Below are 26,261 nucleotides of genomic sequence, written 5' to 3' on the forward strand. Positions count from 1 at the left end.
TCAGCCTCGCCTCAGCCGCAGGGACATGGTGGTGGTGCCGATGCGGATCTCGGCGCCGTCGACGAGACGGGCCTGCTCGACGCGCTTGCCGTTGACCGCGACGCCGTTGGTGGAGCCGAGGTCGCGCACCGAGACGCGCGGCTCGTCGCCGGGCACCTGGGCCTCCTCGACGCGGATCTCGGCGTGGCGCCGCGAGACGCCGGGGTCGTCGATGCGCAGGTCGGCGTCGTTGCCGCGGCCGATGACGATGCCGGGCGGGCTGAGCGGGAGCGCCTCGCCGTTGACCACCAGGGTCGCCGAGGCCCGCCGCACCTGGGTGTCGGTCGGGTCGCCCCCGGCGAGGCTCGAGCTCGACTGCGACTTGCTGCGCACCCGGAAGCGGCCGGTGGTGAGGTCGTCGCTCTCCTCGAGCGTGATGCTCACCGGGCCCGTGAAGACGTAGGACTGGCCCGCGGCGTGCTCGCGCAGCAGCTCGACCAGCTCCCGGTTGAGCTGCGGGCCGAGGTCGCCGAGCCGCTCGTGGTCGCCGGGGGAGAGCTCGACGTGGAAGTCGTTGGGCACCAGGCGGCGGTCGCGGCTGAGGATCTGCGCGGAGTTGTCGACCTCGCGCGCCAGCGCGCTGGAGATCTCGACGGGCTGCACCGCGCTGCGGAAGGTGCGCGCGAAGACGCCGGAGATCAGCTGCTCGAGCTTGTTCTCGAAGCGCTGCAGGCCGCTCACGGCGCCTCCTCTCCTCGGACGTCTCGCTGGTGCGTGGTGTCTCCCCGGGGACGCGCTCCGGCTTCACGGGCACGGTCGAGCCCGCCGGTCGGCGCTGACGAGGATGGTAGCGGGGTGACGGTTCCCCCTGCGGCAGGCTGGACACACCCCTCGGTTTGGGCGGCGTCCGCGCCGTGGGATACCGTGGGCCCGCTTCTGGCGCGAGTGGCGGAATAGGCAGACGCGCACGGTTCAGGTCCGTGTGCCCGAAAGGGCGTGGGGGTTCAACTCCCCCCTCGCGCACGCCAGCAGAGACGCAGCCGGGTGACACTCGTGGTCGCCCGGCTGTCGTCGTTCCCGGGTGGTGTGGACCGCGCCGCGCGAGCTCTGTCGCACGGGGGCTCCAGGGGCGACGCTCGGCTGGTGAAGCGACTGGTGGTGTGCTGCGACGGCACCTGGAACGCCGCGGGCGAGGGGCAGGCGACCAACGTGCAGCGGCTGTGCGCGCGGGTCGCGTCGCGCGGGCCCGACGGCACCGAGCAGCGCAGTCACTACCTCGCCGGCGTCGGCACCAAGCGCGCCGAGCGGATCGTGGGCGGCCTGACCGGTGCGGGGCTCTCGCGCAACGTGCGGGCGGCGTACGCCTGGCTGGTCGAGAGCTTCGAGCCCGGCGACGAGATCTACGCCGTCGGCTTCAGCCGCGGCGCCTTCACCGCGCGCAGCCTGGTCGGGCTGGTCCGCAAGGCCGGCGTGCTGCGCCGCGACGAGGCGCGCCGGGTCGACGAGGCGTACGCGCTCTACCGCCGCGACGACGTGCGCCCGGCCGACGCGGAGCCGACCGCCTTCCGGGCGGCGCACGCCCACGAGACCCGGGTCCGGTGCGTCGGCGTCTGGGACACCGTCGGGGCGCTCGGCGTGCCGACGACGGTGCCGCTGCTGAGTCGGCTCAACCAGCGCTACCAGTTCCACGACACCGAGCTGTCGTCGTGGGTCGACAACGCCTTCCACGCCGTCGCGATCGACGAGCGCCGCGGCAGCTTCGTGCCCACCCTGTGGTCCCGGCGCGACGACGCCCCGGCCTCGCAACGGGTCGAGCAGGTGTGGTTCAGCGGCGCCCACAGCGACGTCGGCGGCGGGTACGCCGACCGCGACCTCGCCGACCTCGCGCTGTGGTGGATGGCGAGCCGGCTGGCCTCGTGCGGCCTCGCCCTCACCGTCCCGCCCGGACCGCCCGACCCCGCCTGGACCCGCGGTCGGGTGCACGACTCCCGCTCCTCCCTCTTCCGCTTCCTGCGGGCCGTCGACCGCGAGATCGGCGCCGTCGACCGGCGCACCGAGTCGGTGACGCGGTACGCCGCCGAGCGCGGGCGGTCGTTCCCCGACTACGCCCCGCCCCAGCTGCGGCGCTACCTCGACGCCGGCGGCACCGTGCTCGACCTCTGACCCTGGCTGGGTACCACCCCGCCATGTCCTTCGTGCGCTGCGGCTCCCACACCCACTGGGGTCGGTACGGCGCGGCCGGGCTGCTGCTGACCACGCCCGACCACGACCGGGTGCTGCTGCAGCTGCGGTCGGGGCGGGTGCTGAGCCCGGGCACCTGGGCGCTGCCGGGAGGGGCGCTCGAGCGCGGCGAGAGCGTCGAGCAGGGCGCGCTGCGCGAGGCGGCGGAGGAGGTGGGCCTCGACCCGGCCGAGGTGACCGTCACCGGCACGCGACCGGGGCTGGTGCACCCGCGGTGGAGCTACACCTACGTGCTCGCCACCACCACGACCACCGAGCTGCCCGACCACCGCTCCTGGGAGGTCGCCGAGCACCGCTGGCTCGCCCTCGACGAGGTGTCGGCGCTGCGCGACCGGCTGCAGCGCGACCTCGCCCGCGACTGGCCCGAGCTGGTCGGGTCGCTGCGCTGAGCCGTCACCGCGTGCGGTCGGCGAGCATCTCCTGCATCGTGCGGGTCTCGGCGGTCTGCGCCATCGCCATCGACGAGGCGAGGCGGCGCACCTGGTCGTCGTCGGCGAGCTCCTCGCCGGCCTCGGCCATCTCGACCCCGGCCTCGTGGTGGGTGATCATCAGCCCGAGCCAGAGGCGCTCGGCCTCCTCGCCGGAGGCGGCGCGGAGCTCGTCGAGCTGGTCGTCGGTGGCCATGCCGGGCATGAGGCCGTCGGACCCCATCGCCATGCTGTGGCCCGAGTGACCCGACATCCAGGCCATCTGCTCACCGGCTGCGGGCTGCTGCGAGAGGTCCCAGGAGCCGAGCAGGGCGTACATCTGGCCCATCTGCTGCTGCTGGCCGAGGGCGATGTCGAGGGCCATGCCCCGCACCCGCTCGTCGTCGGTGCGGTCGCGCACCAGCACCGACATCTCGACCGCCTGGGCGTGGTGGACCTGCATGTCGCGCAGGAAACCGGCGTCGACGCTGTCGTCGGCCGGCGCGTCGGGCCCGGCCAGCCGCGCCCCGGCGAGCACGGCGAGCCCGATCGCGGCGGCGACCAGGACGACGAGGAGGGGTGCGCGGAGCCGTGCCACGATCAGCCGGCGACCGGCTCGCCGTCGAGCGGCGTGGCGACGTCGGTGCCCGACGTGCACAGCGCGCCGGGCTCGGGCACGTCGGAGCTGCCGGAGTACTCGCGCAGGTACTGCTCGAGCGCCGGGTCGTCGGCACCCTCGAGCACGATCTGGCGACCCCAGGACGAGGCGACGACGGGGCCCGGCATCTCGCCCTCGTACGGCGAGAGGATGGCGTAGGTGGGCGGCATGACCGACTCGAGCCGCTCGACGTCGGCGGCCGGCAGGTCGGGGTCGTAGGTCACCCACACGGCGCCGTGCTCGAGGGAGTGCACGGCGTTCTCGTCGGGCACCGGCTCGTCGTAGACGCCGCAGTTGAGCCAGGCCGGGTTGTGCTTGCCGCCGACGGGCGGGGAGGCGTCGTACTCGACCGGCGACGTGACGTGCACGCCGTCGACCTCGTCGTACTCCTCGACGCGGTCGGCGAACGCCGCCCGCTCCTGGCTCTGGGAGCGCAGGCCCCAGGCGACGGCGCCGGCGATGAGCACCAGCGCCAGGCCCACGCCGCCCCAGATCAGCAGCCCGCGGCGGCGCTCACCGCGCTGGGTGGCCTTGCGGGCCTGCTCGGCCCGCTCGCGGCGGGTGCGTTCGGCGTCCTTGCGCGAGCCTGTGGCCATGGCCCGGATTCTGGCAGGCCGGTGGTGAACGGTTGTCGGCTGATCCGGGCACGATGAGCCCGTGAAGCGACTCGTGGTCAGCTGCGACGGCACCTGGAGCGCCCGCGGGATCGGCCGACGCACCAACGTGCTGCGGCTGCACGACCTGGTCGCGGTGCCCGGCACCGGACCGGTCGAGCAGCGCAAGCACTACGTGCCGGGGGTCGGCACCCGGTGGGGCGAGCGGCTGCTCGGCGGGCTCACGGGCTACGGGCTCTCGCAGAACGTCATGGCGGCGTACGCCTGGCTCGTCGACGGCTTCGAGCCGGGCGACGCGATCCAGCTGCTGGGGTTCAGCCGCGGCGCCTACACCGCCCGCAGCGTCGCCGGGCTGGTCCGGATGGCGGGCGTGCTGCGCCCCGAGCACCGCGACCGGGTGCGGGAGGCCTACGACCTCTACCGCGACGACACGCACCCGGACGACCCGGCGGCGGTGGCGTGGCGCGCGCGCTACGCCGTCGAGACCGACGTCGAGCTGGTCGGGGTCTGGGACACCGTCGGCGCCCTCGGCATCCCGGTCGTCGTCCCGGGGCTGGGCCACTGGGTCCGTCGGCGCTACTCCTTCCACGACGTGCAGCTCTCGCGGCGGGTGCGCAACGGGGTGCACGTGGTCGCGGTCGACGAGCGGCGCCGTGCCTTCCGCCCGACGTTGTGGCAGTCCGAGCGCGACGCGCCGGGGCAGCGCATCGAGCAGGTGTGGTTCGCCGGGGCCCACGAGGACGTCGGCGGCCACGACCCCAGCGGCCTCTCCGAGCTCACGCTGTGGTGGATGGCCTCGCGTGCCGTCGCGCTGGGGCTCGAGCTCACCGCCGACCTCGACCCGCGCGACCCGGCGTGGTCGCGGGTGGTGCCGGGGCCGTCGCCGTCGGGGGTGTTCCGGTTGCTGCCACGGCTGGTACGCCGCATCGGCGTCGTCGACCGCGCCGAGGAGTCGGTCGCCGAGAGCGCCGTCGAGCTGCGCGACGCCGGGCTCGGCTACGACCCGCCCAACCTGCGCGCCTACCTCGCGGGCGGCGGCCGGGTGCTGGAGCTCTAGCGAGCCCGGCTCACCAGCGGAAGGGCACGCCCGTCTTCTGCTCCGAGACCTCCCACAGCCGCGCGGCGAGGTCGGTGTCGCGGGCGGCGCGGCTGAGCCGGGCGCGGCCCAGCCGGCCGCGGGTCTCGCCCACCCCCGTCGGTCCGGTGTACGACGCCGGCTCGGCGTAGGTGGCCGCCCACAGCGTCGGGTTGGCCCCGGCCGCCGACGACTGCGCGGCCACCTTGGTGACCAGGGGCAGGACGTGCTTGACGACCGGCAGCGCGCCGAGCCCGTCGGGCGAGCTGACGAGGCCGGTGCTGGACACGCCGGGGTGGCAGGCGGTGACCGTCAGCGGCACGCCTGCGGCCTCCGCGCGGCGCTGCAGCTCGAAGGCGAAGAGCAGGTTGGCGAGCTTGGAGTTGCCGTAGGCCTTGGACGCGGAGTAGCTGCCGGCGTCCTCGTTGCCGCCGAGCACGCTGGCGTCGCCCCGGTGGTGGGCGATGGACGACACGGCCACGACGCGCGGCGCCTCGGCCTCGCGCAGGTGCGGCAGCAGCCGGGCGGTGAGCGCGACGTGGCCGAGGTGGTTGGTGCCGAACTGCAGCTCGAAGCCGTCGGCGGTCTCGCGGTAGCGCGGCGGGGTCATCACGCCGGCGTTGCCGACGAGGAGGTCGAGCGGGCCCGACCACGCGTCGGCGAACGCCTCCACGGAGGCCAGGGAGGCCAGGTCGAGCTCGGCGACGTCGACCGTGCCGCTCATCCTTCCCTGCGCCTCGCGGCCCTTGTCCAGGCTGCGGCAGGCGATCGTCACCTCGGCGCCGTGGGCGGCGAGCGCCTGGGCGGCGTGGAAGCCGATGCCGGAGTTGGCGCCGGTGACGACGACGCGGCGGCCGGTGAGGTCGGGCAGGTCGTCGGGGCCGAAGCGGGCGAGCTCGGGAGTGGTCACGGGTGCTCCTGTCAGGGGTGGTCAGGGGGCGGTGTGCAGGGCTCCGGTGCCGCCCTTCGCCAGCGAGCGCGCGATGACGAGCCGCTGGATCTGGTTGGTGCCCTCGAAGATCTGCATCACCTTGGCCTCGCGCATGAAGCGCTCGACCGGGAAGTCCTTGGTGTAGCCGTACCCCCCCAGCACCTGGACCGCGTCGGTCGTGACCTTCATCGCGGCGTCCGTCGCGACGAGCTTGGCCACGCTGGCCTCGCGCGAGAAGGGCAGGCCGCGGTCCTTGAGCCGCGCCGCGTGCAGGTACGCCGCTCGCGCGCCCAGCACCGCGGCCTCCATGTCGGCCAGCAGGAACGCCAGCCCCTGGAAGTCGATGATGCGGCGGCCGAACTGCTCGCGCTCCCGGGCGTAGGCGACAGCGTGGTCGACCGCGCCCTGCGCGAGGCCCACCGCGACCGCGGCGATGCCGAGCCGGCCCGCGTCGAGGCCGGCGAGCGCGATCTTGAGCCCGTCGCCCTCCTCGCCGAGGCGGCGCTCCGCCGGGACGCGGGCAGCCTCGAAGCGCATCGTGGCCGTGGCCGAGCCCGTCAGGCCCATCTTGCGCTCGGGCGGGTCGACCTCGAGGCCCGGTGTGTCGGCCGGCACCAGGAAGCAGGTGATGCCGGCGTCGGTGCGGGCCATGAGCTTGTAGAAGTCGGCGTGGCCGCCGTGGGTGGTCCACGCCTTCGTGCCGGTGACGACGTAGTCGTCGCCGTCGCGCACCGCCCGGGTGCGCATGCCGTTGGGGTCGGAGCCCGCCTGCGGCTCGGAGAGGCAGTAGGCCCCGAGCAGCTCGCCGCCGAGCATCTCGGGCAGCCACCGCTGCCGCTGCTCGTCGGTGCCGCGGGTGGCGAGGCCGAAGCACGACAGCGCGTGCACGCTGACCCCCACGCCGACGCTGGCCCACACGCTGGCGATCTCCTCCAGCACCTGCAGGTAGACCTCGTAGGACACGCCGCCGCCCCCGAGCTCCTCGTCGTACGGCAGCCCGAGGAGGCCGGCCTTGCCGAGGGTGCGGAACACCTCGCGCGGGAAGGTCTCGGTGGCCTCCGCCTCGGCGACCCGGGGGAGCAGCTCGCCCTCGCACAGGTCGCGCGTCAGCCGGAGCAGCGCGGTCGACTCCTCGTCGGGCAGCACACGGGTCGCAGGCATGGCTCCGACCGTAGCCGGGATCGCAGGGCGTCCCCAGGCGGCGTCTGTGCGTCGACGGCGCCGACGTCCGCCCGGGGTGTCAGCGCTCGGCCGCCAAGCAGGCGGCGCCGACGATGCCGGCGGTGTTGCGCAGCGTGGCCGAGATGATCTCGGTCCGGATCTCGATGAGGTGGATGAACTCCGCCGCGTGCTTGCTGACGCCGCCGCCGACGACGATGAGGTCGGGGGAGAACAGCTTCTCGACCGTCTGGTAGTAGGTCGTCAGCCGCTCTGCCCACTCCTCCCACGAGAGGTCCTCGCGCTTGCGGGCGGAGTTGGCGGCCTTCGACTCGGCGTCGTGACCGTCGATCTCGAGGTGGCCCAGCTCGGTGTTCGGCACCAGCACGCCGTCGTGCAGGAAGGCCGAGCCGATGCCGGTGCCGAGGGTGGTGACGATGGTCAGCCCGGTGCGGCCGCGGGCGACGCCGTACCGCGCCTCGGCCAGCCCGGCGGCGTCGGCGTCGTTGAGGCAGTGCACCTCGCGGCCGAGCTTCTGGGTGAGCAGGTCGTCGGCGTCGGTGCCGATCCAGCCCTTGTCGATGTTGGCGGCCGAGCCGACCACGCCGTTGCGCACCACCCCGGGGATGGTCACGCCGACGGGCGACGTCGCGTCGTCGAAGCGCGACAGCAGCTCGGCCATCACCTTGGCCACGGCCTTCGGAGTGGACTCCTCGGGCGTCTCGATCCGCTCGCGCTCGGCGGCGAACTCGCCGGTCGCGAGGTCGACCGGCGCGGCCTTGATGCCGCTGCCGCCGAAGTCGATGCCGATGGGCTGTGTCATGCGCCACAACCTATCGGGACGCAGCGATGTGGCCGTCGCCCTACTCAGCGGTAGCCACGTCGGTCACACTGCATCGGGTGAGCACAGAACTCCCCGACCACACCGACGTCGTGGTGATCGGCGCCGGCCTCTCCGGCATCGGTGCCGGCTACCGGTTGCAGACCGAGTGTCCCGACCGCGACTACCTGATCCTCGAGTCGCGCGAGTCGATGGGCGGCACGTGGGACCTGTTCCGCTACCCCGGCGTGCGCTCCGACTCCGACATCTTCACCTTCGGCTTCACCTTCCGGCCGTGGAAGGGCAACCAGGCGCTGGCCGACGGCCCCGGGATCCTGCAGTACGTCAAGGACACCGCCGCCGAGCTCGGCATCGACCAGCACGTCCGGTACGGCGTGAAGGTCGTCGCGGCCGACTTCGACACCGGCACGGGGCGCTGGACCCTCGGCCTCGACACCGCGGCCGGTCGACGCGAGCTGACCTGCGACTTCGTGGTCGCCGCCCACGGCTACTACAGCTACGACGACCCGCACGACGCGCAGCTGACCGGCATCGACGACTTCGCCGGGCAGGTCGTGCACCCGCAGTTCTGGCCCGAGGACCTCTCCGTCACCGGGAAGAAGGTCGTCGTGGTCGGCTCGGGCGCCACCGCCGTGACGATCGTGCCGTCGGTCGCGGGCGACGCCGAGCACGTCACGATGCTGCAGCGCACGCCGACGTACGTCGCCGCGCTGCCGCGGCACGACAAGATCGCCGGGCTGCTGCAGAAGGCGCTGCCCGAGATGCTCGCCTACCGCGCGATCCGCGCCAAGAACGTCGCCTACCAGGCCGGCACCTACGCCTTCCTGCGGCGCTTCCCCGAGCTCGGCAAGAAGATCCTCGCCTCCGGGGTGGCCCGCCACCTCGGCAACGCGGGCGCCGGCGACGCCTTCTCGCCGCCGTACGACCCGTGGGACCAGCGGCTGTGCGTGGTGCCCGACGGCGACCTCTTCCGCGCGATCAAGCGCGGCGACGCCGAGGTCGTCACCGACACCATCGACACCTTCGTGCCCGAGGGCGTGCGGCTGTCGTCGGGGCGGCTGCTCGAGGCCGACGTCGTGGTCACGGCGACCGGGCTGCGCTTCGACGTGGCCGGCGGCATGGACATCTCCGTCGACGGCGAGGAGGTCGACCTCGGCCGGCAGTTCCTGTGGCGCGGCGCGATGCTGACCAACCTGCCCAACTACGCGCGCATCATCGGCTACGCCAACGCCTCGTGGACCCTGCGCGCCGACGTGACCAACGTGCTCGTCACGCGGGTGCTCAACCTGATGCGCGAGCGCGACGCGGCGTACGCCGTGCCCGAGCCCGACGGCGAGCTGCGCCCGAAGCCGCTGCTCGACCTCGACTCCGGCTACATCAAGCGGGCCGAGGGCCAGCTGCCGCAGCAGGGGCACCGCAAGCCGTGGCTGATCACGCAGAGCTACCCGATCGACCGGCGCCAGACGCTGGGCGGCGACGTCGCCCGCGAGCTGCGCCTGGTGCCGGCGGCGTCGCTGCGCGGCTCGCGCCGCGACCAGGAGGAGGTCGCGTGAGCCGGCCCGACGCCTGGTCGGACTCCTGGGCCCCCGACCTGCTCGGTGACGGCTACGAGCAGCGGGTGCTCGAGCTCGGCGCCGACCCCGACGGCGAGGGCGAGGTGCAGGCCGTGCTCGTGCGCCGCACGGTGCGCGAGGGCGAGCAGGTCAGCGGCGCCGTGCTCTACGTGCACGGGTTCTCCGACTACTTCTTCCAGGTCGCGCTGGCCGACTTCTTCGCCGAGCGCGGGCTCGCGTTCTACGCCCTCGACCTGCGCAAGTGCGGCCGGGCCCGCGCCGAGGGGCAGACGGCCCACTTCGTCAGCGACCTCGCGCTGTGCGACGAGGAGCTCGACGCCGCGCTCGACCTGATCGGCGCGGAGCACCCCGGCGTGCCCGTGGTGGCCTCGGCCCACTCCACCGGTGGCCTGATGCTCCCGCTGTGGCTGCGTCGCCGCGTCGACCGTGGCCTCGACGCCGGGGTGGCCGGGCTGGTGCTCAACAGCCCGTGGTTCGACCTGCAGGGCAGCGACGCCCAGCGCGGCCCGATCACCCAGGCGCTGCGCGTCTTCGGCAAGGTGCAGCCCTTCCGGGTGCTGCCGCTGCCGCTCGGGGTCTACGGCAAGACGCTGCACACCTCCGGCACCGGCGAGTGGGACTTCGACGTCGCCCTCAAGCCCATCGACGGCTTCCCCGTCACGGTCGGCTGGCTCAACGCCGTGCGCCGCGGTCACAGCCGCTTCCACCGCGGCCTCGAGCTCGACGTGCCCGCGCTGGTGCTGCGCTCCGACGCGACCCGCTTCTCCCAGCGCTACTCCGAGGAGTCCGACGCCGCCGACCTCGTCCTCGACGTCAAGCAGATCCAGCGGTGGGCCGGGTGCATCGGGGGCGAGACCTGGGTCAAGCCCGTCCCGGGCGCCCGCCACGACGTCTTCTTGTCCCGCCAGCCCGCTCGCGAGGCGGCGTACGACGCGGTCGACGCCTGGCTGCGCGCTCAGGGTCTCGTCGGCGCCTGAGTCCCGTCCGCGGATCGCTCGTGCCTGGTGCGAGTGATCCGCGGACCAGAGGCACCGGGACAGCCTCAGCCGCGTTCGTGGGCCGCCAGCTGCTCCTCGGCGGCGACGCCCCACCCGGTGGGGTCGTCGCCCACCGGGACCATGGCCAGCGAGTGCCAGAGCTCGAGGGCGTCCCACCACGCGTGGTCCTGCCGGGTGAGCGGGCGGCCCGAGGCGTAGCCGTCGCAGAACGCGGTGCGCACCTCCGGACCGACCGGGCCCCAGTCGCGGAACCTGGTGCCGAGCACGACGGCGGAGCGGGCGGCCTCCTCGAGCCAGGCGCCGAGGTGAGCCTCCTCGAAGTCGATGACCGCGGCGACCCGGCCCTCGGAGCAGAGCACGTTGGCCGCGCGGTAGTCACCGTGCAGCGGCTGCACCGGGAGCGGATCGTCGGGCAACCGGCCGACGAGGTCGTGGAGCGCCCGACTGCCGCCCGGGGGTAGGTGAGGACGCGCGACGGAGGACCAGGAGCGCAGGCGCTCGGACGAGACCACCCGGGCGTCGCCGACGCACACCTGGGGCGACCCTTCGAGCGCCATGACCGGTGCTGACACGGGTACGCCACTGCGCGCCACCGCCGCGACCAAGCGGGCGACGGCGTCGAGGCGCGCGAAGCGGCTCGGGTCGACGCACCGCTTGACGAGCAGCCCGTCGCCCTCGGGTCCGGTCGTCCAGGCCAGCGCGTTGCGGTCGCTGAGGACCAGTCGCGTGAGCGCTCCCGCGTCGACGCCCCACGCCGTCTCGACGGTCGAGCGGACCCACGACTCCGCTGCAGCAGCTCCGGGGAGTCCGAAGCGGTCGCGCAGGACGGCGTGCGCGTCGCCAAGCTCCCAGAGCAGCTCCACCACCGGCGCCCCGCTTACGAGGCGGTCCGACCACACGACCGGGGCTGAAACGGTGACGTGGGACACACTACTTTAGATCTGCGAGACGGTTGTCAATCGCTCTTTACAAAGGCTACGGTCCTGTCCATTCCTTTGACATCTCACCGATGAATGTCAAGCGAGAGGAGTGGTCATGGCCGGCACGACGAGCGACCGGGTCGCGAACTCCACGGTGCCTGCGGGCTCCGAGGCGACCTGGACCGACAAGAAGCGCTACCTGTGGCTGATCGGCCTCGTGGTCCCGTCGCTGGCGGCGGTGGCCTTCGCCGGCTACCAGCTGACCGGCTGGACGTTCTGGGTCTGGATCGGGCCGCTGGTGATCCTCGTGATCGTGCCCGCGATCGATCTCGTCGCCGGGCTCGACCGGTCCAACCCGCCCGACGACGTCATCGAGGCGCTGGAGAACGACCGCTACTACCGCTGGGTGACCTACGCCTACCTGCCGATCCAGTACGCCGGCTTCGTCGTCGCCATGACCTGGATCGCCAAGCCCGAGTGGCTCGGCGTTCAGCCGCTGAGCATCTGGGGCCAGGTCGGGGCGGCGATCTCGATCGGCTGCATCGGCGGCATCGGCATCAACACCGCCCACGAGCTCGGTCACAAGAAGGAGAGCCACGAGCGCTGGCTGTCCAAGATCGCGCTGGCGCAGAGCTTCTACGGCCACTTCTACATCGAGCACAACCGCGGCCACCACGTGCGCGTCGCGACCCCCGATGACCCCGCGAGCAGCCGGCTCGGCGAGACCTTCTACGCGTTCTGGCCCCGCACGGTCTCCGGCTCCTTCCGGAGCGCGTGGAGCCTGGAGAAGAAGCGCTACGCCCGCCAGGGCAAGCACCCGTTCCAGCCCGGCAACGACGTGCTCAACGCGTGGGTGATGTCGGCGGTGCTCTTCGGCGTCATGGTCGCGGTGCTCGGCCCGTACGTGCTGCCGTTCCTCGTGCTCCAGGCCGTCGTCGGCTTCTCGCTGCTCGAGGTCGTCAACTACATGGAGCACTACGGCATGCTCCGGCAGAAGGTCGGCAACGCCGAGCGCCAGCGCTACGAGCGCGTCGACCCCAGCCACAGCTGGAACTCCAACAACATCGCGACCAACGTGCTGCTCTACCACCTGCAGCGCCACAGCGACCACCACGCCAACCCCACCCGTCGCTACCAGGCGCTGCGCGACTTCGAGGAGAGCCCGGTGCTCCCCACTGGGTACGCCGGCATGATCGTGCTCGCCCTGGTGCCCCCGGTGTGGCGCCGCGTGATGGACCCCCGCGTGCTCGCCCACTTCGACGGCGACGTCACCCGCGCCAACATCCACCCGCCGAAGCGCGAGAAGGTGCTGGCCCGGTACGGCGCCGCGGCGCCCGCGCAGGCCGAGGTGCTCGAGGACCTCTCGGCGCAGGACTTCGCCGGCGAGGTGCTGGCCGCCCGGTGCCCCGGCTGCGAGTACGTCTACGAGGTCGAGGCGGGCGACGAGCACGAGGGCTTCGCCGCCGGCACCGCCTGGTCGGAGATCCCCGACTCCTGGTGCTGCCCCGACTGCGGCGTCCGGGAGAAGGTCGACTTCGTCCCGGTCGACCCCGCCCGTCTCGTGCGGTGACGCTTCGGGTGGTCACCGCGTGATCGACGGACGCCGGCCGAGCCCGCCGGGACCCGTGAAGGGTCTCGACGGGCTCGGCCTTCGTCGGCTGCTTAGGCTGGGCACCATGCGCCCGCTCCTCGCCCCGGTCTCCCAGCGCGACCGGCTGCTCGAGGCGGCGGCGGGCTTCACCACCGAGCACGGCTGGAACGCCCTGACGATGGCCAAGCTGGCCGACCTCGTCGGCGTCAGCCGCCAGACCGTCTACAACGAGATCGGCGGCAAGCCGCAGCTCGCCGAGGCCATGGTGATGCGCGAGCTCGAGCTCTTCCTCGAGCGCGTCGACAGCGCGTTCGCCGACAACCCGCGCGACCTCGTGGCCGCCATCGAGGCCGCGGCCGTCAACGTGCTCGAGCTCGCGACCTCCGACCCGCTGCTGCACGCTGTCGTGCGCAGCAGCCAGGGCGCCGACTCCGAGCTGCTGCCGCTGCTCACGACGCAGTCCGCGATGCTGCTGACCGCCGCCGGCCAGGTCGTCGGCGAGCACGTCGACCGCTACGACGTGCCGCTGCCGCCTGACCGGCTCGAGCTGCTCATCGAGATGGTCATCCGGCTCGTGCTCAGCCACATCATGCAGCCCTCGGGCACGCCGCAGGAGACCGCGGCGACGATCGCCTGGATCGCCGCCCGGGTGCTCGAGGGTCAGTGACCCACGCCTACTTCGAGCGGCTCGGCGACGACCGCTTCCGGGCCACCGAGCACGTCGGCGGTGCGTGGCGCACCGACGAGCAGCACGTGGCGCCGTCGCTCGGGCTGCTCGCGCACCTGGTCGGGCGCGACGCCGAGCACCGCCGGGGTGCCGACGCCCTCGTGCTGGGGCGGGCGTCGTACGACATCCTCGGCGTGATGCCCGTCGGCGAGGTCGAGGTGTCCCTCGAGGTGCTGCGGCCGGGGCGCACCATCGAGCTGGTGCAGGCGACGCTGTCGTCGGGGAGCCGCGCCGCCGTGGTGCTCCGCGCCTGGCTGCTGCGACCGGGCGACTCGGCCGCGGTCGCCGGCACGCCCACGGCGCCGCTGCCACCACCGGCCGACACCGGGCCGTGGGACCCCACCACGGTGTGGCCGGGCGGGTTCATCGCCTCGATCGAGCTGCGCCGCGAGCAGGTCGAGCCGGGCCGCGCCCGCATCTGGGTCCGTACGCCGCTGCCGCTCCTGGCGGGCGAGGAGGTCGGCCCGCGCGCCCGGCTGTGCGGGCTGCTCGACGTGGCCAACGGCATGACGGTGCGCGCCGACCCGCGCGCCGTCGCGTTCCCCAACCTCGACCTCACCGCCCACCTGCACCGGGAGCCCGACCTGCGGGACGGCTGGGTGGGCCTGGACACGTCGGTGACCTTCGGGGCCGACGGCACCGGCCTGACCACGAGCGTCGTGCACGACGTCGTGGGCCCGGTCGGGGTGAGCTCGCAGGTGCTCACGGTGCGGCCGTGATCGGAGCGCCCGTGAAACACCGATGACTTTGTCGGTGGCCGGTGGTCTGCTGTCCCGAGAGACGAGGAGCAGCGCATGATCGAGGCCAGGGGTCTGGTGCAGACCTTCACCACCAAGCAGGGACGCAGCAAGACCGAGGTCCGCGCCGTCGACGGCGTCGACCTCGACGTCGCCGAGGGCGAGGTCGTCGGGTTCCTCGGGCCCAACGGCGCGGGCAAGACCACGACGCTGCGCATGCTGACGACGCTGCTGCGGCCGACCTTGGGCAGCGCCACGGTGGCGGGCTTCGACGTGGTCCGCGAGGCGGTGCAGGTGCGCCGCAGCATCGGCTACGTCAGCCAGGCCGGCGGCGCCTACTCGCAGGCACGGGCCGGCGACGAGGTCAGCGACCACGGCCAGCTCTACGGCATGTCGCGCGCCGACGCGGTGCGCCGGGGCCAGGAGCTGTTCGAGCAGCTCGACCTCCCCGGGCTGTGGCAGCACACCCCCAAGCAGATGTCGGGCGGGCAGAAGCGTCGCCTCGACATCGTCATGGGCCTCATCCACGACCCGACGCTGGTCGTCCTCGACGAGCCCACGACCGGCCTCGACCCGCAGGCGCGCGCCAACCTGTGGGAGCACATCGGCCGGCTGCGCACCGAGCGCGGGGCGACCGTCTTCCTCACCACCCACTACCTCGACGAGGCCGACGCGCTCTCCGACCGCATCGTCATCATCGACACGGGCCGCATCGTGGCCTCCGACACCGCGGAGAACCTCAAGGCCGCCGTCGCCGGCGACCTCGTGGAGCTCGAGGTGGCCGACGCCGGCCGGGTGGGCGAGGTCGCCGCGGCCCTGGGCGCGATCGCCGGGCCCGTCGACGTCGACGGGCTGCGGGTCAGCGGGCGGGTGGCGCGCGCCGGTCGCGCGGTGCCGGGCCTGGTGCGCGAGCTCGACCGCCGCGACGTCGTGCTCGAGGCGATCGAGGTCTCGCGCCCGACCCTCGACGACGTCTTCCTCACCCTCACCGGACGCTCGCTGCGCGACGCGGAGCAGCAGTCCGAGCAACCGCCCGGCCAGGCCGAGCCCGAGCTCGAAGGAGCCACCCGATGACCGCCGTCCGATCCCGTCCGACCACGCTCGCGGCGGCCACGCCCACCCGGCGCTCGCCGGTCGCGTCGTTCGCCCGCGACAGCGGCATCGTCTTCCGCCGCCAGATCCGGATGAACCTCCGCAACCCCGCGTGGGTCTTCATCGGCATCATGCAGCCGGTGCTCTACCTCGTGCTGTTCGGGCCGCTGCTCGAGCCGCTGGTGGCCAGCTTCGGCACCGACGTCAACGCCTACACCTTCCTGGTGCCGGGCCTGCTGGTGCAGCTCGGCATGTTCGGGGCGTTCTTCGCCGGCTTCGGTCTCATCGGCGAGTGGCGCGAGGGCGTCATCGAGGCCGAGCGGGTGACCCCGGCCAGCCGCACCGCGCTCCTCGTGGGCCGGCTCCTGCGCGACGTCTCGCAGCTGTTCGTGCAGGCGGTGATCCTGGTCGGTCTCGGCATCGCGATGGGCATGCGTGCCACCGTCGGCGGGGTCGTGAGCGGCGTGCTCATCACGCTGCTCGTCGGCGGCGCCTGCGCGGCGGCGTCCAACGCGCTGGCGCTGACCACCAAGAGCGAGGACGTGATGGCCCCGGTCATCAACGTCGTGATGATGCCGGTGCTGCTGCTCTCGGGCATCCTGCTGCCGATGACGCTGGGGCCGGCCTGGCTGCAGCGGGCCAGCGACTTCATGCCGTTCCGCTGGATCGTCGACGCCGTCCGTGGCAGCTTCGCCGGCGAGTGGGCGGGCAACGCGCTGCTCTGGGGCGTCTCGTGGTCGGTCGTGCTGTTCGGGCTCGCGCTGTGGTGGGGCACCGCCGTCTTCCGTCGCGAGAACGCCTGACCGCTCCGGGGGGTCCCGGTTAGGCTTTCCGAGGTCTACACGACGGGGAGGTCGAGGGCGATGTGCGACGAGCACGCACCGCGCCACCTGCCGCACCGTCGCCACGTCCTGGGCCTGATCGGGCTGGGTGGCCTCAGTGCCGCCTGCGGCGCCACGGCGACCCGCACCGAGGGCGAGGGCCGCACCACCGCGGGCGCGAGCCCCGGTGGGGCCCAGAGCCCGGTGGCCGCCGACGCCGACCTCGCGGTCGACCCGCCCGGCCCGCTCAAGGGTCCGCTGCTGTCCTCCGACGTGCTCGTCTACGGCCAGGAGTCGCTGCCCGACGGGGCCATCGAGCAGATCCAGGCGATCGAGGACGTCAGCGTCGTGGAGCCCATGTCGATGGGCTCGTTCTACGTCGACGACCGGCAGGTCACCTACGCCGCCGTCGACCCGGCGAGCTTCCGCCGCTTCACCCAGCCGGGCACCGCCCAGACCCAGGAGGTGTGGGACCGCGTCGCCGGCGGCGAGATCGCGGTCGAGCCCGCGCTGGGCCGCAAGCTGCAGGACTCCGACGGCAACCTCCGCATCGGCAACGAGGCCGACGCGCAGAAGATCCACATCGGCGCCTTCGCGGGGCTGCTGCCCCCCACCGTCGCCCGCCGCATCGACGCCGTCGTCAACACCCGGTGGGCCGAGCAGCTCGGCATGACGCAGCGCAACGCGCTGCTGCTGGGCATGGGCGCGCCGTCGCCGCAGAGCATCCGCAAGAAGCTCACCGGCATCGCGGGCGACGACGCCAGCGTCCAGATCCTCGGCCCCGACCTCGACCTCGGTGCCGCCCAGACCGCGATCCTCGTCGGCGGCTCGGTCTCGGCGGCCGTCGGCTCCTTCAGCTACACCGCCAACTCCGACGGCACCGTCAACCCCGACCCGGCGTGGGTCAGGGCCAACATCACGAGCATGGCGATGCCGATCATCGGCAACGTCACCGGCCATCGCGTGATGCTGCCGCAGCTGCGGGCCGCCCTCGACGACGTGGTGGCGGCCGGGCTGTCCAAGGCCATCTACACCTACGACGGCTGCTACGTGCCGCGCTTCATCGGCCGCGACCCGTCGCGGGGGCTGTCGTTCCACACCTTCGGCACCGCCATCGACCTCAACGCCGCCGACAACTACCGCGGCATCGCAGGCAAGATGGACCGCACCGTCGTCGCCATCTTCAAGCGGTGGGGCTTCGCCTGGGGTGGCGACTGGGGCTACACCGACCCCATGCACTTCGAGCTCGCCCGGCTGGTCAAGGCCGGCTGAGGGGCCGCTAGGTTCGGCGCATGCGAGCGCTGCGGGTGACCAGGACCGACGGACCCGAGGCCGTGGAGGTCCTCGACGTGCCCGAGCCGACGCCGGGCGACGGCGAGGTGCTGGTCGAGGTCGCGGCCGTCGGGCTCGCCTTCCCCGACCTGCTGCTCACGCGTGGGGAGTACCAGCTGCGTCCCGAGCTGCCGTTCACCCTCGGCGTCGACCTGGCCGGCACGGTGCGCAGCGCCCCCGAGGGCTCCGGGCTCGCCCCGGGTGACCGTGTCGCCGCCGTGCTGCCGCACGGCGCGGGCGCCGAGCTCGTCGCGGTCGGCACCGACGCCGTCTTCGCGCTGCCCGACGCGCTGTCCTTCGCCGAGGGCGCGGCGATGCCGATGAACTACCTGACCGCCCACTTCGCGCTGGTGCGCCGCGGCGACCTGCGCGAGGGCCAGAGCGTGCTGGTGCACGGGGCGGCGGGCGGCGTCGGCACCGCGACCATCCAGGTGGCGAAGGGGCTCGGCGCCCGGAGCATCGCGGTGGTCTCGAGCGACGCCAAGGAGCAGGTGGCCCGCGACGCCGGCGCCGACGACGTGGTGCGGGTCGACGGCTTCCGCGAGGCAGTCGAGGAGCTCACCGGCGGCCGCGGGGTCGACGTCGTGATGGACGTCGTCGGCGGCGACCTGATGACCGACTCGCTGCGGTGCCTGGCCCCCCTCGGCCGGCTGCTGGTGGTGGGCTTCGCGGCCGGGGGCATCCCCGAGGTCAGGGTCAACCGGCTGCTGCTCAACAACATCGACGTGCGCGGGGTCGGCTGGGGTGCCTTCGCGATGGTGCGACCGGGCTTCATGCGCGAGCAGTGGGACGAGCTGCTGCCGCTCGTGGAGTCCGGTGCCGTGCGCCCGCCGGTCGGGGCGACGTACGCCCTCGACGACGCAGCACGGGCGCTGGCCGAGATGCAGGACCGGGCAACCCTGGGCAAGTCGGTCGTCCTGCTCTGAGGCGAGGCTCCGGTGCTTGACCACCGGGGGTAGTGGCTCGACAGTCAGCACATGACGAGCGACAAGAAGCAGGTCGACTACCAGCAGGTGGGCGACGACTACCTCGCCCAGCGCAAGCTCAAGGCCGGTGCCGCCGGGTGGGTGCTGCTGGCCGGCCTCGGCGTCAGCTACGTCATCTCGGGCGACTTCGCCGGCTGGAACTTCGGCCTCGACGAGGGCGGCTGGGGCGGGCTGATGATCGCCACCGTCCTCATGGGCGTGATGTACACCTGCATGGTCTTCGGGCTGGCCGAGATGTCGTCGGCCCTGCCGGTCGCGGGCGCCGGCTACGGCTTCGCCCGCCGCGCCCTGGGCCCGCTCGGCGGGTTCGCCACCGGCACCGCCGTCCTCATCGAGTACGCCGTCGCACCGGCCGCCATCTCGGTGTTCATCGGCGGCTACGTGCAGGCGCTCGGGCTCTTCGGCGGCGCGCCGCTCTGGACCATCTACCTCGTCGCCTACCTCGTCTTCATCGGCATCCACCTCTACGGCGTCGGCGAGGCACTGAAGCTGATGTTCGCCATCACCGCGGTCGCCGTGGTGGCGCTGGTCGCCGCGATCGTCGGGCTGCTGCCGTCGTTCTCGGCCTCCAACATGTTCGACATCGCGCCCACCGGGGCTGCGGGCGCCAGCGACTTCCTGCCGATGGGCTTCGCCGGTGTCGTGGCCGCCCTCGTCTACGGCATCTGGTTCTTCCTCGCGGTCGAGGGCGTGCCGCTCGCCGCGGAGGAGACCAGCGACCCCAAGCGCGACATGCCCAAGGGCATCATCGCGGCGATGCTGACGCTGCTCGTCTTCGCGGTGCTCATCCTCTTCGTGCTGCCGGGCGCCGCCGGCTCCGAGACCATCCGGGCGAGCGACAACCCGCTGCCGGAGGCGATCCGCGCGGTGCGGGGCGAGGGCTCGTTGCTCGCCGACTTCGTCAACTGGGCGGGCCTCGCCGGGCTCGTCGCGAGCTTCTTCTCCATCATCTACGCCTACTCGCGCCAGCTGTTCGCGCTGTCGCGCGCCGGCTACCTGCCGCGGGTGCTGTCGCTGACCGGCTCGCGCAACACCCCGTGGGTCGCGCTCATCGTGCCCGGCACCATCGGCTTCGTGCTCGCCGCGGCCACCGACGACGGCGCGCTGCTCATCAACATCGCGGTCTTCGGCGCGACCGTCTCCTACGTGCTGCTCAACCTCAGCCACATCGTGCTGCGGCGCAAGGAGCCCGACCTCGAGCGCGCCTACCGCACGCCCGGCGGCACGGTGACGACCGGGATCGCGCTGGTGCTGAGCGTGGTGGCGGTCGTCGCGACCTTCTTCGTCGACATCCTCGCCGCCGGCATCACGGCGGTCGTCTTCGTTGCTGCGCTCGCCTACTTCTGGTTCTACTCGCGCCACCACCTGGTCGCGAGCGCCCCGGAGGAGGAGTTCGCGGCGCTGGCCGACGCGGAGTCGGACCTGAAGTAGGGAGTGCCGCGGGGGTCACATCCTGGACCCCTCGCCGGATGCGCCTGTGAAGGTTAGGCTTGCCTAATGCAGCCCACGACGACGAGCCACGTCTCCGCCGCGCAGCGTGCCCGCAGCATCCTCGCGGTGGCCCAGGACCTCTGGCTCGAGACCGACCGGGTCGACGCCGAGCCCATGCTGCTCGATCGCCACGTCGTGCTCCCCGGGGGCGTGCTGCTCGTCGCCGCCCCCGAGGGCGCCCGCACGGGCGAGGTCGTGACCGTCTCCGTCACCGACGTCTCGACGGTCCCTCAGCCCGACCGGCTCCGGTGGCACCTGCGCCTGGTCGGCACGCTGCTGCCGTACGACGGCCCCCGTGCGCAGGGTCTCGTCGACCACCTCCGCGGGGTCGACCCCGAGGCCCCCGAGCCGGCGCTGGCCCGCATCGTGCCGCGCGAGGTGCGCCTCGCCGCCGCCGCGGCTCCCGGGCGGGGGCTCGACTGGCACGACGTCGAGGTCGGCGACTTCGGCCGCGCTGCGCCCGAGCCCTTCGTCGCCCAGGAGCACCGCTGGCTGCCCCACCTGCAGCAGGGCCACACCCCCGCCGTCCGGGCGCTCGCGGAGCGGGTGCTGGGCGAGCTCGACGACACGGTGCGGGTGTGCGCGCTGGGTCTCGACCGGTTCGGCGTGACGCTGCGGCTCTACGCCGGGGCCGCGCGCTGGGACGTGCGCTGCGACTTCGTCGAGGCGGTCGAGGCCGGCCGCGACGTGCGCGAGGCCGTGACGGCGGTGCTCCAGGAGAGCCGCCGCTCCTGACCCCGTCTCAGGCCCCCTCGGCGGGGGTACAGCCGACGGCGTGACCGACTTCGGCTACACCCTGATGACGGAGCAGGCTGACCCACGCGAGCTCGTCGAGCACGCGGTGCTCGCCGAGCGGGCGGGCTTCGACCTGCAGGTGATGAGCGACCACTACTCGCCGTGGCTCAGCGCGCAGGGGCACGCGCCGTACGCCTGGTCGGTGCTGGGCGCGGTCGCCCACGCCACCGAGACCTCACGGCTGATGACCTACGTGACCTGCCCGACGATGCGCTACCACCCGGCGGTCGTGGCGCAGCAGGCGGCGACGGTGCAGATCCTGGCCGAGGGTCGCTTCACGCTGGGCCTCGGCAGCGGCGAGAACCTCAACGAGCACGTCGTCGGCCGCGGCTGGCCCGCGATCCAGCACCGCCAGGCGATGCTGCGCGAGGCCATCGAGATCATCCGCGCACTGCACACCGGTGAGCTGGTCGACCACCGCGGCGACTACTTCACCGTCGACTCGGCGCGGGTCTGGGACCTGCCCGAGCAGGGCGTCGACATCGGGGTGGCCGTCGGTGGTGACCGGGCGATCGAGACCTTCGCCCCGCTGGCCGACCACCTCGTCGCCACCGAGCCCGACGCCGACCTCGTCTCGAGCTGGAATGGCGTCGACGGCGCCCCGCGGATCGGCTCCGGGGCCCGCGCCGTCGGCCAGATCCCGATCTGCTGGGACCCCGACGAGCAGACGGCCGTCGAGCGGGCGCACGAGCAGTTCCGCTGGTTCGCGGGCGGGTGGGCGGTCAACGCCGACCTCCCGACCACGGCGGGCTTCGCCGGAGCGACCCAGTTCGTGCGACCCGAGGACGTCGCCGACAACATCCCCTGCGGCCCCGACCTCGACGCCATCGTCGAGTCGGTACGGCCGTTCTGGGAGGCCGGCTTCACCGACGTGGCCCTCGTGCAGGTCGGTGGGGACACTCAGGAGCGCTTCCTCACCGAGGTGGCGCCGACGTTGCTGGACAAGCTGAGGAAGGCGAGCGCATGAGCGAGCAGAACGCGACCGACGGCCAGGACCCCAAGGTCGAGGTCGTGCAGGCGGTCTACGACCGGGTCAACTCCTACGAGGAGACCGCCACCACCGAGACGATCGGCACCGAGCTCGACGAGGCGCTGGCCGAGGCGGGCGTGCAGGTCGACGCCGACGCCCGCGAGCGGCTGGTGCGGCACATCGAGTCGCGCGGCGGCCGCGAGGACGTCGCCCAGCTGCTCTAGCCGGCAGCCGCTTCCTCGAGCTCGGCCGCGGCGAACTCCTCGGGGTGCGCCTCGGCCAGCTCGAGGACGACGCCGACCACGGCGTCGAGCAGGTCGACCTCGGGCCCCACGGCCGAGGCGAACGACGACAGGTAGAGCAGGTTCTTGAAGAACAGCACCAGCTCGGCCGGCATCGTGAAGCGGTTGGCGGCGAAGACCCGCAGCAGCCGACCCAGGGTGACGCCCAGCTTGTCGTACGTCACCTCGCCGTCGTCGCGGCGCTCCAGCGCCTCGACCTCCTCGCGCAGCTCGCGCCGCAGCCGGGTGAGGTCGGCACCCTCGAAGGCCCCGAACGCGACCAGGGCGTCGACCTGCCCGTCGCTGTCGGAGGTGGCGAACGCCGCCAGGTAGCGGATCAGCGACGTGCGCTGGTCGGCGCCGAGACGCGCGCAGATGCCGTAGTCGAGCAGGTTGAAGCGGTCGGGCGCCGGCACCAGCACGTTGCCGGCGTGCAGGTCGCCGTGCGAGACGCCGTACAGCAACGTGCTCGCGAGGACCGCGTGGATCGCGGTGTGCAGCAGCAGCTCGCCGTCGACCTCCTGCACCTGGTCGTAGGGCACCCCGTCGACGAAGGGCATCACCAGCACCCGCTCGGTGACGAGGCCCGGCACGGGCAGCGGCACCGTGACGGTGTCGATGCCGGCGTGCTCGACGACGGCCGCGGCCTCGACGGCGTTGAGGGCCTCGAGGCGGAAGTCGAGCTCGTGCAGCGACAGGTGGGCGAACAGCTCGACGAAGCCCGGCAGGTTGGCGCTGCGCACGGCGGGCACCCACCGGTCGGCGCCCGCGACCACGAGCGAGAGCGTCTCGATGTCGCGCTCGAACCTGCGGCGCAGCCCCGGTCGGCGCACCTTGACCACGACGCGGGTGCCGTCGGGCATGCGGGCGGTGTGCACCTGCCCGATCGAGCCGGCGGCCAGCGGCTCGTCGTCGAGGTCGACCAGCGCGTCGGGCCCCAGCTCGCGCTCGACCACGGCGCGAGCGACGCCGGGCGGCAGCGTCGGCGCGTCGTCGCGGCACCAGGCGAAGGCCTCCACCCACGGGCCGGGCAGCAGGCCCTGGGAGGAGGCGATGAACTGCCCGAGCTTGACGTACGCCGGCCCGCTCGCGCGCACCAGCCGCTCGGCCCGCTCGATGGTGCCGCGCGACGAAGACGGCGGGGCGATCGGCAGGCCCGATGCCGAGGCCGCGGCGGTCAGCAGGGCGAGCGGGGCGTCGGGCGCCGCGGTCAGGGCGACGCGGCCCGCGGTGCCGGCCAGCGAGCCGAGGGTGTCGGGCCACAGCCGGGGCCGGGCCAGCAGCCGCGCCTGCCGGTCGAGGTCGCGTCGTACGGCGGGGAGCTCGCGCTGCCAGGCCCGGGCCTGCTCGTGCAGCCCCGGCACCGCGGCGACCCGCGTCGAGGCGGCGACCAGCTCGCGCAGCCGGGCGATCGAGGCGGCGTCCTGCTGCTGCATGCGGGCTCCAGGTGTCGTGAGTGGACAGGTGTGCACCGACAGTACCCCGATCCCTGCCGGTCGGCGCCCCACCCGATCCCCTAGGGTGGCGGCCCATGTGGCTGGTAGCGGCCTTCGCCCTCGCGGGCGGCCTGGCGCAGATGGTCGACGGCACGCTCGGCATGGGCTTCGGGGTCACCTCGGCCACGGTGCTGCTCGCCCTCGGCGTCGCGCCCGCGACCGCCAGTGCCGCGACGCACGCGGCCAAGCTGCCGACCACCCTGGTCTCGGGTCTCTCGCACTGGCGCGAGGGCAACGTCGACCGCCGGGTGCTGCTGCGTGTGGCGCTGCCGGGTGCCGTCGGCGGCTTCCTCGGCGCCGTCGTGCTCACCTCGATCAGCCTCGAGGCGGCCCAGGGCTGGATGGCCGGTCTCCTGCTCTTCTTCGGCGCGGTGATCCTGGCGCGCTTCGGCTTCGGCCTGCGTCTCATCCCGACCCCGGCCAACGGTGACTCCGCTCGCTGGCTCTCGCCCATCGGCCTGCTCGGCGGCTTCGTCGACGCGACCGGGGGTGGCGGCTGGGGACCGGTGGTCACCCCCAGCCTGATGACCGTCACGCGGCACGAGCCGCGGCGCGTCGTCGGCACCGTCAACGCCGCCGAGTTCGTGGTCGCGGTCTCGGTCTCGACCGGGTTCGTGCTCGGCGTCTCGCACCAGGACATCCCGTGGCTGCCGGTGGCCGGGCTCATCACCGGTGGCGTCATCGCGGCGCCGATCGCCGCGCGGCTCGCCGGCCGGCTGCCCCACGCGCCGATGGGCGCGATGGTCGGCGGCCTGGTGATGCTGGTCAACGCCGTCACCATCGTCGCCGCCCTCGGCGGTCTGCCCGGCTGGCTCGACGCGGTGCTCATCGTGGCCTGGCTCGCCCTGGTCTCACGCGTGGCCTGGCGGGCCTGGCAGCAGGAGCGGAAGCAGGCCGTCAGCCGACCGGAGCCAGGCCCGGCTTCCCCCCGAAGGTGAAGAACAGCAGGTCGGTCATCTCGAAGGTGCCCTTGCGGGGGCCGAGGTCGGGCTTCCAGCCCGGCTCGCGCACGATGCTGTGGCGGCTGCCCTCCATGGTGCGGTGGAAGGTCTCGGCGACCAGGCGCGCCCCGACGCCGGTCATCCTGCCGCCGTTGAGCTCGGCCTCCCGCAGCACGTAGAACCACAGCGGCGTACGGCTGGCGACGGCTGCGCGCTCGTCGTCGGTGAGGTGGTCGAGCCGGGCGCCGTTCTTGCCGTTCACGACCTGCGCCTTGGTCAGCGGCGTCACGTCGACGCCGCGCGCGGCCAGGCGGGTCACCATCTGCTGCCCCGACGCGAGCCGCACCTGGCTGCCCCGCACGAGGTTGCGGAAGGCGAGGTTGTGCTGCATCGGCGGGGTGTCGTCGCTGCCGCCGAAGCTGCCCGGCGGCAGGGAGGCGAGCGGGTCGGTCAGCCGGGTGTCGATGCGCATGGCGCGGTTGACGCCGCTGCCCGGGGCGGCGAGCCCCGGCTTGCCGCCGGCCGGGAAGTCGTACATCCGACGCCAGTCGGCGATCCAGCTGCTGACCAGACGCTTGGAGCCGCCCAGCCCGCCGCTGGTGCCGGAGAACTCGAAGAGCAGGCCCAGCGAGCCCGCGCCATCGGCGAAGACGGCGTTCCAGTTGTAGGTGTCACGGATCATGCTGTGGCCCATCCGGAAGGCCGCGACCGAGAACTCCACCGGCATCGTCGGCACGCTGATGGCCGTCGCGTCGGGTTCCACGAGCCGGCGACCGTTGGTCCAGACGTCGTCGAGGACGGCCGGGTCGACGATGCGCGGCAGGTAGTCGTGGCGCAGCAGCCACTGGTAGTGCAGCGTCGTACGACGCCGTGCCCGGCGGAACCGCTGGCCCTCCGGCACGCTCGCCGGGAGCGCGTCGAGCACCCTGTTGTGGAACCGGATGAAGGCGAGGTGGGTCTGGGCGACGGCGAGGTTCTCGTCGTTGCGCAGGTCGGGGATGTCGGCGCGGCGGGCGTTCGGGCCGGTGCCGCCCGCGCGGGGCAGGTCGTGACCGGGCTTGACGCCCAGGTCGCCCTCCTTCTTCGTGTCGCCGACGCGCAGGTGCTGGCCGTCGGCCTCGTAGAAGCGCGCCGAGCCGTCGCTCCCCGGGCCGGCGCCGTAGAGGTTGTCGAGGTCGAGCGACGGCGAGCGGCCGCTCAGCAGCGTCGCGGGGTCGACCTCGCCCACCGGCATCAGCGCGGTCTTGTCGAGCGTGAGGTCGTGGTCGACGAACTGGCCGAGGTAGGTGTAGCCCGCGGGCACCGACCCGGCGGTGCCGCCGCCCCCGACCGTCATGCCCCGGGCCAGCTTGCGCGCGAGGGGGAGCGGGAGCGCCTGGCCCTTCGGGCCGACGCGGGAGAAGCGGAACGGCGGCGTCTCGCGGGCCTCGAGCCGGCGGGCTCCCCGCCGCGTCGCGAGGGTGTCGCCCTCGTCGCCGGTGCGTCCGCCGAGCTGCGTGCTCAGCACGCCCTCGCCCTCGACGAAGAAGGTCTCCGAGCCGTGGTGCTGTCCCATGTCCCGGGTCTACTCCGGGCCGTTCCGGACCGCCACGGTGGGCGCCTGCG

26 protein-coding genes and 1 tRNA gene are annotated in these 26,261 nt (G+C 73.4%); 18 read left to right on the top strand and 9 right to left on the bottom strand.

Annotation, left to right across the window (positions count from 1 at the left end; translation table 11 throughout):
* Entirely contained in the window at positions 1-720 is a 720-nt protein-coding gene (locus ACYU8I_RS10675; protein WP_460840454.1) for an FhaA domain-containing protein, read from the bottom strand.
* A gap of 198 nt (positions 721-918) precedes the next feature.
* Here ACYU8I_RS10675 and ACYU8I_RS10680 point away from each other — a divergent pair.
* The 3 genes from ACYU8I_RS10680 (at position 919) to ACYU8I_RS10690 (ending at position 2,609) form a co-directional block, all read left to right on the top strand.
* A tRNA-Leu gene (locus tag ACYU8I_RS10680) sits at positions 919-1,002 on the top strand.
* Between the two features lie 120 nt (positions 1,003-1,122).
* A complete protein-coding gene (locus ACYU8I_RS10685) occupies positions 1,123-2,142 on the top strand; it encodes a DUF2235 domain-containing protein (RefSeq protein ID WP_460840457.1) in 1,020 nt (339 codons plus the stop codon).
* A 23-nt stretch (positions 2,143-2,165) separates the two neighbouring features.
* Complete coding sequence (locus ACYU8I_RS10690; protein ID WP_460840459.1) at positions 2,166-2,609, top strand: NUDIX domain-containing protein; 444 nt, start codon at positions 2,166-2,168, stop codon at positions 2,607-2,609.
* Between the two features lie 4 nt (positions 2,610-2,613).
* Here ACYU8I_RS10690 and ACYU8I_RS10695 read toward each other — a convergent pair whose 3' ends face one another.
* Both ACYU8I_RS10695 and ACYU8I_RS10700 read right to left on the bottom strand, forming a co-directional pair.
* Positions 2,614-3,225: a DUF305 domain-containing protein gene (locus ACYU8I_RS10695; RefSeq protein ID WP_460840461.1), complete on the bottom strand. Its 612-nt coding sequence runs from the start codon at positions 3,223-3,225 to the stop codon at positions 2,614-2,616.
* 2 nt (positions 3,226-3,227) lie between these two features.
* The gene (locus ACYU8I_RS10700; RefSeq protein ID WP_460840464.1) at positions 3,228-3,881 is read right to left on the bottom strand and encodes a DUF3105 domain-containing protein; all 654 of its coding nucleotides are present in this window, start codon (positions 3,879-3,881) and stop codon (positions 3,228-3,230) included.
* Positions 3,882-3,942: 61 nt separating this feature from the next.
* Between ACYU8I_RS10700 and ACYU8I_RS10705 the strand changes: the two genes are divergently transcribed.
* Positions 3,943-4,956 carry a DUF2235 domain-containing protein gene (locus ACYU8I_RS10705; protein ID WP_460840466.1) on the top strand — a complete coding sequence of 338 codons (1,014 nt, stop codon included), beginning with the start codon at positions 3,943-3,945 and terminating at the stop codon, positions 4,954-4,956.
* A gap of 10 nt (positions 4,957-4,966) precedes the next feature.
* On the opposite strand, the gene ACYU8I_RS10710 is transcribed toward ACYU8I_RS10705, so the two are convergent.
* From ACYU8I_RS10710 to ppgK, 3 genes are all read right to left on the bottom strand, one after another.
* Positions 4,967-5,884, bottom strand: coding sequence for an oxidoreductase (locus ACYU8I_RS10710; RefSeq protein WP_460840469.1), 918 nt, complete (start codon positions 5,882-5,884; stop codon positions 4,967-4,969).
* A gap of 21 nt (positions 5,885-5,905) precedes the next feature.
* Positions 5,906-7,066 (bottom strand): acyl-CoA dehydrogenase family protein, encoded by a 1,161-nt coding sequence (locus tag ACYU8I_RS10715; protein ID WP_460840472.1) that lies wholly within the window; start codon positions 7,064-7,066, stop codon positions 5,906-5,908.
* 79 nt (positions 7,067-7,145) lie between these two features.
* The gene (ppgK, locus tag ACYU8I_RS10720; protein WP_460840473.1) at positions 7,146-7,886 is read right to left on the bottom strand and encodes a polyphosphate--glucose phosphotransferase; all 741 of its coding nucleotides are present in this window, start codon (positions 7,884-7,886) and stop codon (positions 7,146-7,148) included.
* A gap of 77 nt (positions 7,887-7,963) precedes the next feature.
* On the opposite strand from ppgK, the gene ACYU8I_RS10725 reads away from it, so the two are divergent.
* Positions 7,964-9,457 carry a flavin-containing monooxygenase gene (locus ACYU8I_RS10725; RefSeq protein ID WP_460840475.1) on the top strand — a complete coding sequence of 498 codons (1,494 nt, stop codon included), beginning with the start codon at positions 7,964-7,966 and terminating at the stop codon, positions 9,455-9,457.
* On the top strand, positions 9,454-10,455 hold the full coding sequence (locus ACYU8I_RS10730) for an alpha/beta hydrolase (RefSeq protein ID WP_460840477.1): 1,002 nt from the start codon (positions 9,454-9,456) through the stop codon (positions 10,453-10,455). The genes ACYU8I_RS10725 and ACYU8I_RS10730 overlap by 4 nt, the downstream gene beginning before the upstream one ends.
* 65 nt (positions 10,456-10,520) lie before the next feature.
* On the opposite strand, the gene ACYU8I_RS10735 is transcribed toward ACYU8I_RS10730, so the two are convergent.
* On the bottom strand, positions 10,521-11,342 hold the full coding sequence (locus ACYU8I_RS10735) for a phosphotransferase (protein ID WP_460840479.1): 822 nt from the start codon (positions 11,340-11,342) through the stop codon (positions 10,521-10,523).
* A gap of 169 nt (positions 11,343-11,511) precedes the next feature.
* Here ACYU8I_RS10735 and ACYU8I_RS10740 point away from each other — a divergent pair, with 169 nt between their 5' ends.
* The 11 genes from ACYU8I_RS10740 to ACYU8I_RS10790 all read left to right on the top strand — a co-directional run bounded on the left by ACYU8I_RS10740 (position 11,512) and on the right by ACYU8I_RS10790 (position 22,162).
* Positions 11,512-12,966, top strand: coding sequence for a fatty acid desaturase (locus ACYU8I_RS10740; RefSeq protein WP_460840481.1), 1,455 nt, complete (start codon positions 11,512-11,514; stop codon positions 12,964-12,966).
* A gap of 106 nt (positions 12,967-13,072) precedes the next feature.
* Positions 13,073-13,654: a TetR family transcriptional regulator gene (locus tag ACYU8I_RS10745; RefSeq protein ID WP_460840484.1), complete on the top strand. Its 582-nt coding sequence runs from the start codon at positions 13,073-13,075 to the stop codon at positions 13,652-13,654.
* On the top strand, positions 13,651-14,433 hold the full coding sequence (locus ACYU8I_RS10750) for a thioesterase family protein (protein ID WP_460840485.1): 783 nt from the start codon (positions 13,651-13,653) through the stop codon (positions 14,431-14,433). Before ACYU8I_RS10745 ends, ACYU8I_RS10750 begins: the two co-directional genes overlap by 4 nt.
* Before the next feature lie 75 nt (positions 14,434-14,508).
* Positions 14,509-15,525 carry an ATP-binding cassette domain-containing protein gene (locus tag ACYU8I_RS10755; protein WP_460840488.1) on the top strand — a complete coding sequence of 339 codons (1,017 nt, stop codon included), beginning with the start codon at positions 14,509-14,511 and terminating at the stop codon, positions 15,523-15,525.
* Entirely contained in the window at positions 15,522-16,346 is an 825-nt protein-coding gene (locus ACYU8I_RS10760; protein WP_460840490.1) for an ABC transporter permease, read from the top strand. The genes ACYU8I_RS10755 and ACYU8I_RS10760 overlap by 4 nt, the downstream gene beginning before the upstream one ends.
* 60 nt (positions 16,347-16,406) lie before the next feature.
* The gene (locus ACYU8I_RS10765) at positions 16,407-17,636 is read left to right on the top strand and encodes a M15 family metallopeptidase (protein ID WP_460840492.1); all 1,230 of its coding nucleotides are present in this window, start codon (positions 16,407-16,409) and stop codon (positions 17,634-17,636) included.
* 20 nt (positions 17,637-17,656) lie between these two features.
* A complete protein-coding gene (locus tag ACYU8I_RS10770; RefSeq protein WP_460840494.1) occupies positions 17,657-18,622 on the top strand; it encodes an NADPH:quinone oxidoreductase family protein in 966 nt (321 codons plus the stop codon).
* A gap of 51 nt (positions 18,623-18,673) precedes the next feature.
* Positions 18,674-20,113, top strand: coding sequence for an ethanolamine permease (eat, locus tag ACYU8I_RS10775; protein WP_460840496.1), 1,440 nt, complete (start codon positions 18,674-18,676; stop codon positions 20,111-20,113).
* A 66-nt stretch (positions 20,114-20,179) separates the two neighbouring features.
* On the top strand, positions 20,180-20,908 hold the full coding sequence (locus ACYU8I_RS10780; protein ID WP_460840498.1) for a hypothetical protein: 729 nt from the start codon (positions 20,180-20,182) through the stop codon (positions 20,906-20,908).
* Positions 20,909-20,948: 40 nt separating this feature from the next.
* On the top strand, positions 20,949-21,935 hold the full coding sequence (locus ACYU8I_RS10785; RefSeq protein WP_460840500.1) for an LLM class F420-dependent oxidoreductase: 987 nt from the start codon (positions 20,949-20,951) through the stop codon (positions 21,933-21,935).
* Positions 21,932-22,162, top strand: coding sequence for a hypothetical protein (locus ACYU8I_RS10790; RefSeq protein ID WP_460840502.1), 231 nt, complete (start codon positions 21,932-21,934; stop codon positions 22,160-22,162). The genes ACYU8I_RS10785 and ACYU8I_RS10790 overlap by 4 nt, the downstream gene beginning before the upstream one ends.
* On the opposite strand, the gene ACYU8I_RS10795 is transcribed toward ACYU8I_RS10790, so the two are convergent.
* Entirely contained in the window at positions 22,159-23,655 is a 1,497-nt protein-coding gene (locus ACYU8I_RS10795; RefSeq protein ID WP_460840504.1) for an ABC1 kinase family protein, read from the bottom strand. The genes ACYU8I_RS10790 and ACYU8I_RS10795 overlap by 4 nt on opposite strands.
* Before the next feature lie 95 nt (positions 23,656-23,750).
* Between ACYU8I_RS10795 and ACYU8I_RS10800 the strand changes: the two genes are divergently transcribed.
* A complete protein-coding gene (locus tag ACYU8I_RS10800) occupies positions 23,751-24,653 on the top strand; it encodes a sulfite exporter TauE/SafE family protein (RefSeq protein WP_460840506.1) in 903 nt (300 codons plus the stop codon).
* On the opposite strand, the gene ACYU8I_RS10805 is transcribed toward ACYU8I_RS10800, so the two are convergent.
* Positions 24,613-26,211: a peroxidase family protein gene (locus ACYU8I_RS10805; RefSeq protein ID WP_460840508.1), complete on the bottom strand. Its 1,599-nt coding sequence runs from the start codon at positions 26,209-26,211 to the stop codon at positions 24,613-24,615. The two genes, ACYU8I_RS10800 and ACYU8I_RS10805, sit on opposite strands and share 41 nt — an antisense overlap.
* Positions 26,212-26,261: the final 50 nt, after the last annotated feature.

Source organism: Nocardioides marmoraquaticus, assembly GCF_054777915.1.

Excerpts from the sequence above, each read along its gene's own strand:
- ACYU8I_RS10690 (WP_460840459.1), top strand. The coding sequence starts at position 2,166 with ATGTCCTTCGTGCGCTGCGGCTCCCACACCCACTGGGGTCGGTACGGC.
- ACYU8I_RS10700 (WP_460840464.1), bottom strand. The coding sequence starts at position 3,881 with ATGGCCACAGGCTCGCGCAAGGACGCCGAACGCACCCGCCGCGAGCGG.
- ACYU8I_RS10715 (WP_460840472.1), bottom strand. The coding sequence starts at position 7,066 with ATGCCTGCGACCCGTGTGCTGCCCGACGAGGAGTCGACCGCGCTGCTC.
- ppgK (WP_460840473.1), bottom strand. The coding sequence starts at position 7,886 with ATGACACAGCCCATCGGCATCGACTTCGGCGGCAGCGGCATCAAGGCC.
- ACYU8I_RS10740 (WP_460840481.1), top strand. The coding sequence starts at position 11,512 with ATGGCCGGCACGACGAGCGACCGGGTCGCGAACTCCACGGTGCCTGCG.
- ACYU8I_RS10745 (WP_460840484.1), top strand. The coding sequence starts at position 13,073 with ATGCGCCCGCTCCTCGCCCCGGTCTCCCAGCGCGACCGGCTGCTCGAG.
- ACYU8I_RS10755 (WP_460840488.1), top strand. The coding sequence starts at position 14,509 with ATGATCGAGGCCAGGGGTCTGGTGCAGACCTTCACCACCAAGCAGGGA.
- ACYU8I_RS10760 (WP_460840490.1), top strand. The coding sequence starts at position 15,522 with ATGACCGCCGTCCGATCCCGTCCGACCACGCTCGCGGCGGCCACGCCC.
- ACYU8I_RS10765 (WP_460840492.1), top strand. The coding sequence starts at position 16,407 with ATGTGCGACGAGCACGCACCGCGCCACCTGCCGCACCGTCGCCACGTC.
- ACYU8I_RS10770 (WP_460840494.1), top strand. The coding sequence starts at position 17,657 with ATGCGAGCGCTGCGGGTGACCAGGACCGACGGACCCGAGGCCGTGGAG.
- eat (WP_460840496.1), top strand. The coding sequence starts at position 18,674 with ATGACGAGCGACAAGAAGCAGGTCGACTACCAGCAGGTGGGCGACGAC.
- ACYU8I_RS10780 (WP_460840498.1), top strand. The coding sequence starts at position 20,180 with ATGCAGCCCACGACGACGAGCCACGTCTCCGCCGCGCAGCGTGCCCGC.
- ACYU8I_RS10790 (WP_460840502.1), top strand. The coding sequence starts at position 21,932 with ATGAGCGAGCAGAACGCGACCGACGGCCAGGACCCCAAGGTCGAGGTC.
- ACYU8I_RS10795 (WP_460840504.1), bottom strand. The coding sequence starts at position 23,655 with ATGCAGCAGCAGGACGCCGCCTCGATCGCCCGGCTGCGCGAGCTGGTC.
- ACYU8I_RS10800 (WP_460840506.1), top strand. The coding sequence starts at position 23,751 with ATGTGGCTGGTAGCGGCCTTCGCCCTCGCGGGCGGCCTGGCGCAGATG.
- ACYU8I_RS10805 (WP_460840508.1), bottom strand. The coding sequence starts at position 26,211 with ATGGGACAGCACCACGGCTCGGAGACCTTCTTCGTCGAGGGCGAGGGC.